This is a genomic window from Roseicyclus amphidinii, assembly GCF_030163755.1.
GTDB classification, from domain to species: domain Bacteria; phylum Pseudomonadota; class Alphaproteobacteria; order Rhodobacterales; family Rhodobacteraceae; genus Roseicyclus; species Roseicyclus amphidinii.
On sequence record NZ_JASJOE010000091.1, the window covers coordinates 1 to 9,127 of the forward strand.

Sequence of the window (9,127 nt, forward strand, 5' to 3'; positions counted from 1 at the left end):
CGCCTCGTCGAGCGGCAGCTCGCGCAGGGCGCGGTGCAGCTTGCGCAACTCCGGCGGCAGCGCCGGCCCGCGGCGGTTGCGGGCGGCGGTCTTGGCTGTGGGGGAAGGCATCCGATCTCTCCGGTCCGTCGATTTGGCACGCCTGTTGCAAGTCCCGGACCAGTTCGGCCCCCCGGCCGGAAAAAATGCAAAGCCACCGCAACAGACCGCAAGCCACCGCAGACCACAGAACGAGACGGACCATGGACTCGATCCGCGACCACCTTGCCCTTCATGCCAATGCGCTGCAGCTGCGCGAGGCGCGCAACGGCGTGCTGGTTTCCAACCTCGCCAATGCCGCCACGCCCGGTTTCCGGGCGCGCGACTTCGATTTCGAGGCCGAGCTGTCGGCCCGGATCGGCGCGGGCGGCGCGCTGCAGACCAGCAACGCCCGCCACATCCCGGCCGCGGGTGCGGGCACCGGCCAGCTGGGCTACCGCGTGCCGGTGGCTCCCTCGCTCGACGGCAACACGGTCGAGCCCGCGGTGGAACAGATGGAATTCGCCGAGAACACGCTGCGCTACCAGGCCAGCCTGACCTTCCTGAACAGCCGCATCTCGGGGCTGTCGCGCGCGATGAGAGGAGAATGACCATGTCCATCGACAATGTCTTCGACGTGGCCGGGCGCGCCATGTCGGCGCAGATGGTCCGGCTCAACACCGTGGCCACCAACCTGGCCAACATGAATTCCGTGAGCGGCTCCGAGGACGGGGCCTTTCGCGCGCTCAGGCCGGTGTTCCGCACCGAGTATGAAAGCGCCGTCGGCGCGACCGGGCTGGCCAGTGTCAATGTCGAGGAGGTCGTGAGCCTCGAGCGGACGCCCGAGCGTGTCCACATGCCCGACCACCCCAGCGCCGACGACCAAGGCTATGTCTACCGCGCCGCGGTCAACCGCGAGGAGGAGATGGTCGAGATGCTCGACGCAAGCCGCCAATACCAGACCACGCTCGAGGCGGTCTCGACGCTGCGCACGCTGATGGCGCGCACCATGTCCATGGGCCGCTGAGCGCGCGCCTGTCCAAACAGAACCGGAGACAGACCCAGATGACCCTCAGCCTTGCCACCCTGTCGGACGCCGCGGGCGGCCTGCGTGACGCGCAAAGCCTGTCGCAGGCGCGCACGACCGGGCGCGACGAGCTCGGGCAGCAGGATTTCCTGCGCCTGATGACGGCCCAGTTGCAGAACCAGGACCCGTTTTCGCCGATGGAGAACGGCGAGTTCCTGGCGCAGATGGCGCAGTTCTCGACCGTCTCGGGCCTCGAGTCGGTCAATGCGACGCTCGGCCAGATCTCGAGCCAGATCGGCGGCAGCCGGATCGTCAGCGGCGCGGCGCTTCTGGGCCAGCAGGTGCTGGTGCCGGGCACCATCGCGCGCCCCGACGAGGAGGGCACGATCCACGGCGTGATCGACCTGCCGCAAAGCGCCACCGACGTGCGTGTCGAGTTCCGCGACCCCCAGAGCGGCGCCCTGTTGCACCGGATCGAGCTGGGGCCGCGCCAGGCCGGGCTTGCGGGCTTCGCCTGGGACGCGGTGCCCCCCGCCATCGCCGAGGCGCGCGCGCCCGTGCGCCTGTCGGTCATGGCGACCGGCCCCGAGGGCGGCCTTGCCCTCAGCCCCTCGGTCTATGCCCGCATCACCGGCGTGCAACTGCCCGAGTCGGGCACCGACCTGATGCTCGACATCGAGGATTACGGGCTGCGCAGCAGCCTCGAGATCGACGCGATGCGCTGACCGATGCGCTGACCCGAGACAGACCTTTCACAGGAGACACCTGCCATGTCCTTTCACACTGCCCTCTCCGGCCTGAACGCCGCCCAGACCGAGATCTCGGTCACCTCCAACAACATCGCCAATGTCGGCACCGTCGGCTTTCACGGCAGCCGCGCGAATTTCGCCGATATCTACGCCAACTCGCCCTACATCGCGGCCTCGGCCCAGGTCGGCACGGGCACGCGGCTCAGCGGTGTCGAGCGCAGCTTCGCGCAGGGCAATGTCACGGTCACGCAGAACACCTTTGACCTTGCCTTGCAGGGGCCGGGCTTTTTCCGCCTGCAGACCGAGTTCGACGGCGGTTCGGCCGTCTACAGCCGCGCGGGGGCCTTCGGGCTGAATTCCGCGGGGCAGGTGGTCAATGCCGCAGGGCATCACCTGGCGGTCTATCCCACCGCCGAGGACGGCAGCCCGATCAGCCTTCAGGCCACGCGGGCGCTGACCGTGCCGCCGGTGATCGGCGAGGCGGTCGCCACCAGCGAGGTCGACATGACCCTGCGCCTGCCCGCGGGCGCCGCGGGGCAGGGCAGCCAGGCGGCGATCCCGCCGGCACCGTTCGATCCCGCGGATGCGGGCACCTATGCCCATTCCACGCCGATCAACCTGATCGACGCCGACGGACAGGCCCGGCAGGCGATGGCCTATTTCGTCCAGACCGACACGCCCGACGCCGCGGATCCCGCCACGCGCTACGAGATGCGCCTTGTCGTCGACGGGGCCGAGGCCACGCCCGCGGGCGGTGCCGCACCTGTCCTCAGCTTCGACGCCGATGGCGCGCTGACCGGCGGGGCCAGCTCGGTCTTCACCTCCTTCGGGGCCGATCTGACCGTCGACATCACCGGCTCGACGCTGGGCGGCACCGGGTTCTCGGTTGCAAGCATGCGCAGCAACGGCGAGGTTCCGCGCGGCCTGTCCGGCCTCGAGATCGACGGATCGGGCGTTGTCTGGGCCAGCTACGGCGGCACCGAGGCCATCGCGCTGGGCAAGATCGCCGTGGCGCAGTTCAACAACCCCACCGGCCTGAAAAGCCTGGGCGACAGCAGCTATGCGCAGACCCGCGAGTCGGGGCAGGCGAGCTTTGGCGAGGCGATGGTCAACGGCTTCGGGCAGATCCGCTCGGGGGCGCTGGAACAGGCCAATGTCAACCTGACCGAAGAGCTGGTGGACCTGATCACCGCGCAGCGCAACTACCAGGCCTCGGCCAAGGCGCTCGAGACGAACCAGGCGCTCGCCCAGACCATCATGAACATGCGCTGAGACCGGAGTAGCCCGCGATGGACCGCATGATCTTCACGGCGCTGAACGCGCTGGACGCCAACCGGGCCGACCGCGTCAGCCAGGCCCAGAACCTCGCCAACATGCAGGTTCCGGGCTACCGGCGCGACCTGCCGCCGGTGGGCGAGACGCGGTTCCTCGACCAGCTCGGCAGCCTCGACGTGCGGGCCTTCCGCGTGCAGGACATGCACAGCCGCATCTCGCAGGAGCCGGGCGAGCTGCGCCAGACCGGCGCGGATTTCGACGTGGCGATCGAGGGCTACGGCTGGCTCTATGCCCAGCCCGAGGGGGGCGCGCCCGCGCTGACCCGGCGCGGCGATCTCAGGCGCGATCCCGAGGGGGTGCTGCGCAACGGGGCGGGCGACGCGATGCTGGGGCCCGACCTGCAGCCCATCGTGCTGCCCGATTTCCGTTCGATGGTCATCACCGACCTGGGCGAGATCCGCATCGAGCCGCTGGAGGGCGCGCCGGGCGAGACCGTGCTGGCGGGGCTTCTGGCCACCGTGGGCCAGACCGACGGCGGCGCGCTCAAGCGCGACCTCGACGGGCGCATCCGGGCGCTTGACGGCAGCGTCCCCCCCGCCGACCAGGGCGGTGTGGTGCGGCAGGGCGTGCTCGAGGCGAGCAACGTCAACGCGGTGGCCGAGATGGTGTCGGGTATCGAGCACCAGCGCGGCTTCGAGTTGGGGATGCGGATGATCCTGACCGCCCGCGAGATGGACGAGGCCGGAAGCCGCATCCTCGAGGCGCCGCCGGGCTGATCCGTCACGCGACCTGCCCGAGACTGGCACGGCGCTTGCACCAGCGGGGGTGAACCAGTCCAGGGAGCCGCCCGATGACGTCCAGCGCAATGCATGTGGCCATGACCGGCCTGAATGCCCAACAGTCCCGCATCCAGGTGATCTCGAACAACCTGGCCAACGTGAACACCACCGGCTTCCGCCGCGACCGGGCCCATTTCGAGACGCTGCTCTACCAGGAATACCGCCCCGCGGGCGCGCAGACCTCGGAAGGCACGCAGCAGACCTCGGCCTTGGCGCTCGGCACCGGCGTGCGGCTCGTGGCGACCGAGAAGATCCACTCCCAGGGCAGCCTGACCACGACCGACAACGCGCTCGACGTGGCGATCGAGGGCGACGGGTTCCTGCAGGTTCTCCTGCCCGACGGGCAGATCGGCTACACCCGCAACGGCGCGCTCTCGCGCAATGCCGAGGGCGTGCTGACCACCTCGAGCGGCTATGTCCTGCAACCCGAGATCCAGATCCCGGAAGACGCGATGTCGATCACGATCTCGCGCGACGGCATCGTCAGCGTCACCCAGCCGGGCGACGTGGGCGCGGTCGAGGTCGGGCAGATCACGCTGGCGCGCTTCGCCAATGCCCGCGGCCTCGACCCGGTGGGCGAGACCTTCCTGATGGAAAGCACCGCCTCGGGGCCGCCCATCGTCTCGGAACCGCTGGCCGACGGGGCCGGGGGGCTGCGCCAGGGGGCGCTGGAATCCTCCAACGTCAACGTCGTCCAGGAACTCGTCGAGATGATCGAGGCGCAGCGCGCCTACGAGATCAACTCGCGCTCCATCTCGGCTACGGACGAGATGATGCGTTACCTCACCAACAAGCTCTGATCGGTGCCCTGATGACCTATTCGCGTGTTCCCTTCCTGCTCATCGGCGCGGCCCTGACGCTCGGCGCCTGTTCCGAAACCGTGCAGGACCGCCTCTCCGACGACTGGGCCCCGGTCTACGCCCCCCCGCAGATCGAGACGACCCGGCAGATGCCGACCGGCGCGATCTATTCCGAGACGGCACCGGGCCTGTTCGCCGCCGACCGCCGTGCGGCGCAGGTGGGCGACATCCTGACCGTGGATTTCACCGAGCGCTTCAGCGCCCGCGACGTCCAGTCCGCCAGCACCTCGCGCAGCGACGGCTCGAGCTTCAACCTGCCCGACGCCCTGACCGGCGGCTTCGCCGAAAGCGGGCTCGACATGGGGTCCGAGCGCAGTTTCAGCGGCTCGGGAAGCACGACGCAGTCCAATTCGCTGATCGGGCGCGTCTCGGTCACCGTGATGCGCGTGTTGCCCGGCGGCAATCTCGAGGTGCAGGGCCAACGCCGCCTGACGCTGACGAGCGGGGTGGAATACGTGCGCCTGCGCGGCGTCGTGCGCCCCTCCGACATCTCGCCCGACAATGTCGTCCGCTCCGACCGGCTGGCCCATGCCGAGATCGAGTATGTCGGTGCCGGCACCGTCTCGGACGCCACCCGCGAGGGCTGGCTGCGCCGCGCGGTGACCGCGGTTTCCCCGCTCTGACCCGGAAAGGTCCAGCCATGCTGCGTTTCGGTCTTTCGCTTCTGGTTCTGCTGACGCTCGCCGCGCCCGCCGCGGCCGACCGGCTGCGCGACATGGTCTCGGTCGCCGGGATGCGGTCCAATCCGCTGGTCGGTTACGGCCTTGTCGTGGGCCTTTCGGGCACCGGCGACGGCAATGCCCAGCTCACGCGGCAGTCGATCCAGTCCATCGTGTCGCGCCTCGGGCTCGAGGTCGAGGCCAGCGCGCTCGACGCGCGCAATGCCGCCGCGGTGATGGTCACCGCCGAGTTGCCGCCCGCGATGCGGCCCGGCCAGCAGATCGACGTCACCGTCTCGACGCTGGGCCGCGCCGAAAGCCTGCAGGGCGGCACGCTCCTGATGACGCCGCTTCTGGGCGCGGACGGCGAGGTCTATGCCATCGCGCAGGGCAACCTGGTGGTGGGCGGCCTTGGCGTCAGCGGCAATGACGGCTCGTCGCTGACGGTGAACATCCCCACGGTGGGGCGCATCCCCGGCGGCGGCAGCGTCGAACGCATGGTGGAAACCCCCTTCCTCGAGGCGGAATACCTCGTCCTGAACCTCGACCGCGGGGATTTCTCGACCGCCGCGGCGGTTCAGGACGCCATCAACGAGGTCTTCGGCGCGGGTGTCGCGCTGGCCATCGACAGCACCTCGATCCGGGTCCGCGCGCCTGCCGATCCGGCCCATCGCGTCGCCTTCATGGGGATGCTGGAACAGATCGAGGTCGAGCCCGCGGGCCCGCCCGCGCAGGTCATCATCAACAGCCGCACCGGCACGGTGGTGATCGGCGGCCCGGTGCGCGTGACGCCTGCCGCGGTCTCGCATGGCTCGCTCACCGTGCGCGTGAACGAGGATTTCAACGTCGACCAGGCCGCCACCGTGGTGAATGGCGACGGCGGCGCCGTGGCAGTGCCCGGCGAGACGACCGTCACCCCCGATACCGAGATCACCGTCACCGAGGAGCCCGCCGTCGCCTTCGTCTTCGATCCCGGCGTGTCGCTGTCCGACCTGGTGGACGCGATCAACGCGGTGGGGGCTGGCCCCTCGGATCTCGTGGCGATCCTCGAGGCGCTGCACCGCGCGGGTGCGCTGCGCGCCGAGCTGATCATCATCTGAGCCGGGAAAGCCGCCGCCATGGACACCGCCGTCACCCGCCCGATCCTGCCCCAGCCCCAGCCCCAGCCCCAGCCCCTGCCGCTGGCGCGGCCCGCCGCGCCGTCGCTGGACCGTGTTACCGGGGGCAGCCCCGACGGTCCCGATCCCCGCCTGATGGAGGCCGCCCGCGGCTTCGAGGCGCTGATGCTGCAGCAGATGCTGCAGACCGCGCGCGAGGCCTCGCTGGGCGAGGGGCTGTTCGAGGGGACCGGCTCGGACACCACGAACGGCATGTTCGACCGCGCCATCTCGGAAAGCGGCGCAGAGCGCGCGGGGCTGGGCCTTGCCGACACCATCGTGCGCCAGCTTTCGCCGCTGGTCTACCGCGCCGGGCAGGGGGGCTGATCCATGGGCGATCTCTTCTCCATCGCGGCCAGCGGCATCGCCGCCACCCGCAGCGCGATGAGCGTGACCAGTTCCAACATCGCCAATGTCGATACCGAGGGCTACAGCCGCCGCGACACGGTGCAGACCGAGATCGCGGGGGCCGAGACCTCTCCGCTCATTCGTGGCATCGACCAGCAGGGTGTGCAGGTCACCGAGATCCGCCGCGCCTTCGACCAGCTGCTTGCCGCGCGCAGCCGTGAGGCCGCGGGCGGGCTTGCCGCGGCGCAGGCCAACGCGCCCTACCTGCGTGAGCTGGAAACCCGCCTGATGACCGAGGGCGGTGGCCCGCTGCCGCAGCTCGAGGCGTTCTTCGACGCGCTGACCGCGCTGGCCGCCTCGCCCGAGGACATGGGCATCCGCCGCGTCGCGGTCGAGGCGGGCAAGGCGCTGGCGGGCGGGGTGGCCGACCTCGGCAAGGGCATCGAGGCGCTGCGCGGCGCCATCGCCGAGGATGCCGGTGTGGCGCTGGGCAAGGCCAACGACCTGCTCGAGGGTCTGGCCGAGCTGCAGGGCAGCATCGCCGTGCAAAAGGACGGCGCGGCCAAGAACCCGCTTCTGGATCGCCGCGACCGCATGCTGAAGGAGCTGTCGGGCCTTGTCGATGTCTCGGTCCGCATCGACGCGGGCGGGTTGGCCGAGCTCCGGCTGGGCGCGGACCCGAACGGGCCGGTGATCCTGTCGGGGGCCAGGGCGGGGCACCTTGTGCCCGGCGAGCCGGGCCGCCTCGTGGCGCAATCCTGGGACCCGACCCAGCCCGAGCGCAGCCGCGCGATCACCGGCGGCACGCTGGGCGGGCTGGCCTCGGCCGATGCCGCGCTGCGCGGCGTCGCGCAGGATGTCGATGCCTGGGCCGGAGCCATCGCGCGCGACCTGAACCTCGTGCATCGGGGCGCGCTGGACCTTGCGGGCGAGCCGGGCGGCGACCTGCTGTCGCTGGCGGGCTGGAGCGCCGAGGGCCTTGCCGCGAACCGCGGCGCGGCTGCGGCCAGCGTCACCGTGACCGATGCGGCGCTGATGCCCGAAGGGCCGATCGAGCTGGTGCGCGATGCGCCCGCCGGGCTCTGGCGCGCGCTCGGCCCTGACGGGGCGGTGCTGGCCGAGGGCAACGGGCGGCTCGGCCTGCCGGGCCTGACCGTCGAGATCGAGGGCGAGGCCGCCGACGGCGACCGGATCCGTCTGACCGACACGAGCGGCTGGGCCGGGCACATGAGCTGGCTGGTCGAGACCGGCGCGCGCCTGGCCGCCGCCGGTGCGCTGCGTGTCGAGGCGATGCCCGGCAATGCCGGCGCGGGCCGCCTGTCGGCCGTGCCCGCCCCGCTGCCGCCTGCGGACGTGCCGGACCTTTCGGCGCTTCTGGCGGAGGGCGCGCCGGTCGAGTTCCTGTCGGGCGGTGTCGTGGGGCGGTTGCCCGCGGGCCTTGCCTCGGCCAGCCTGCAGGCCCTGCCACGGCAGGCCGCGCAGGAGTTCGCCACGCTGCCGGGCGGCACGGTCGAGGCGCTGACGCTCGATCCCGCGGGCACGCCGATCCGCTTCGAGGCGGCGGGCGCGATGACGCCCGAGGCCTTCGCCGCCGCGCTGCAGGAGGGCACGATCCGCGATGCGGACGGGCGGCGGCTCTCCGAGCTGGGCCTGTCGCTCGAGGCCGCCGAGGGGCGGCTGACGCTTGCCGCGGCCGAGGGCGTGAGCCTGCCGGGCGCGACGCTCGACGGCACGGCGGGGCCGGTGGCGGGTGTGCTCGTCTCCTCCGAAGTGCCCGCGGCGGCGCTGTCGGTCTTCACCCGCGACGGCAAGCAGCTGTCCGGCCCGCCGCTCTCGGCCGCCGAGGCGCTGGCGCTTCTGACCGAGGCGAACGGCTTTCTGCCGGGCGCAAGCTACGGCCCCGCCGCGGGGCTGGCCGATGTCACCCGCGTGGCTGCGGCGGGCAACAGCGCCCTGACGCTCGGCACCGATGCGCCGATCCTGACCTTCACCGGCGCGGGGCCGGTTCCCGCCACCGCGGCAAGCCTTGTGACGCTGGACGGCGACGCGCTGGGCGGCGCGGGGCTGACCCTGCCCGAAGGCACCAGCGCCGCGCGCCGCGCCGAGCTGATTGCCGCGGCCTTCCCGGTTGCGGTCGATGCCGAGACCGCCGTCGAGCTGGCCTTGCCCGCCACCGGGCGGCTCAGCCTGTCGCT

At 71.4% G+C, this 9,127-nt stretch carries 10 protein-coding genes; all 10 read left to right on the forward strand.

What is annotated here, in order from left to right; all coding sequences use genetic code 11:
- Positions 1 to 242: 242 nt before the first annotated feature.
- Positions 243 to 629 (forward strand): flagellar basal body rod protein FlgB, encoded by a 387-nt coding sequence (flgB, locus tag QQK83_RS17875; RefSeq protein ID WP_284266597.1) that lies wholly within the window; start codon positions 243 to 245, stop codon positions 627 to 629.
- Complete coding sequence (gene flgC / locus QQK83_RS17880; protein WP_284266599.1) at positions 626 to 1,045, forward strand: flagellar basal body rod protein FlgC; 420 nt, start codon at positions 626 to 628, stop codon at positions 1,043 to 1,045. The genes flgB and flgC overlap by 4 nt, the downstream gene beginning before the upstream one ends.
- 38 nt (positions 1,046 to 1,083) lie before the next feature.
- Entirely contained in the window at positions 1,084 to 1,770 is a 687-nt protein-coding gene (locus QQK83_RS17885) for a flagellar hook assembly protein FlgD (RefSeq protein ID WP_284266601.1), read from the forward strand.
- A 45-nt stretch (positions 1,771 to 1,815) separates the two neighbouring features.
- Positions 1,816 to 3,066 carry a flagellar hook protein FlgE gene (locus tag QQK83_RS17890; protein WP_284266603.1) on the forward strand — a complete coding sequence of 417 codons (1,251 nt, stop codon included), beginning with the start codon at positions 1,816 to 1,818 and terminating at the stop codon, positions 3,064 to 3,066.
- A gap of 17 nt (positions 3,067 to 3,083) precedes the next feature.
- A complete protein-coding gene (locus QQK83_RS17895; protein ID WP_284266605.1) occupies positions 3,084 to 3,845 on the forward strand; it encodes a flagellar hook-basal body complex protein in 762 nt (253 codons plus the stop codon).
- Positions 3,846 to 3,919: 74 nt separating this feature from the next.
- On the forward strand, positions 3,920 to 4,708 hold the full coding sequence (gene flgG / locus QQK83_RS17900) for a flagellar basal-body rod protein FlgG (RefSeq protein ID WP_284266606.1): 789 nt from the start codon (positions 3,920 to 3,922) through the stop codon (positions 4,706 to 4,708).
- An 11-nt stretch (positions 4,709 to 4,719) separates the two neighbouring features.
- Positions 4,720 to 5,391: a flagellar basal body L-ring protein FlgH gene (locus tag QQK83_RS17905; RefSeq protein WP_284266609.1), complete on the forward strand. Its 672-nt coding sequence runs from the start codon at positions 4,720 to 4,722 to the stop codon at positions 5,389 to 5,391.
- Between the two features lie 20 nt (positions 5,392 to 5,411).
- Entirely contained in the window at positions 5,412 to 6,527 is a 1,116-nt protein-coding gene (locus tag QQK83_RS17910; protein ID WP_417750367.1) for a flagellar basal body P-ring protein FlgI, read from the forward strand.
- 18 nt (positions 6,528 to 6,545) lie between these two features.
- A complete protein-coding gene (locus QQK83_RS17915) occupies positions 6,546 to 6,911 on the forward strand; it encodes a rod-binding protein (RefSeq protein WP_284266613.1) in 366 nt (121 codons plus the stop codon).
- Between the two features lie 3 nt (positions 6,912 to 6,914).
- The coding region (locus QQK83_RS17920) for a flagellar hook-associated protein FlgK (RefSeq protein WP_284266614.1) at positions 6,915 to 9,127 on the forward strand (2,213 nt) is incomplete at its 3' end.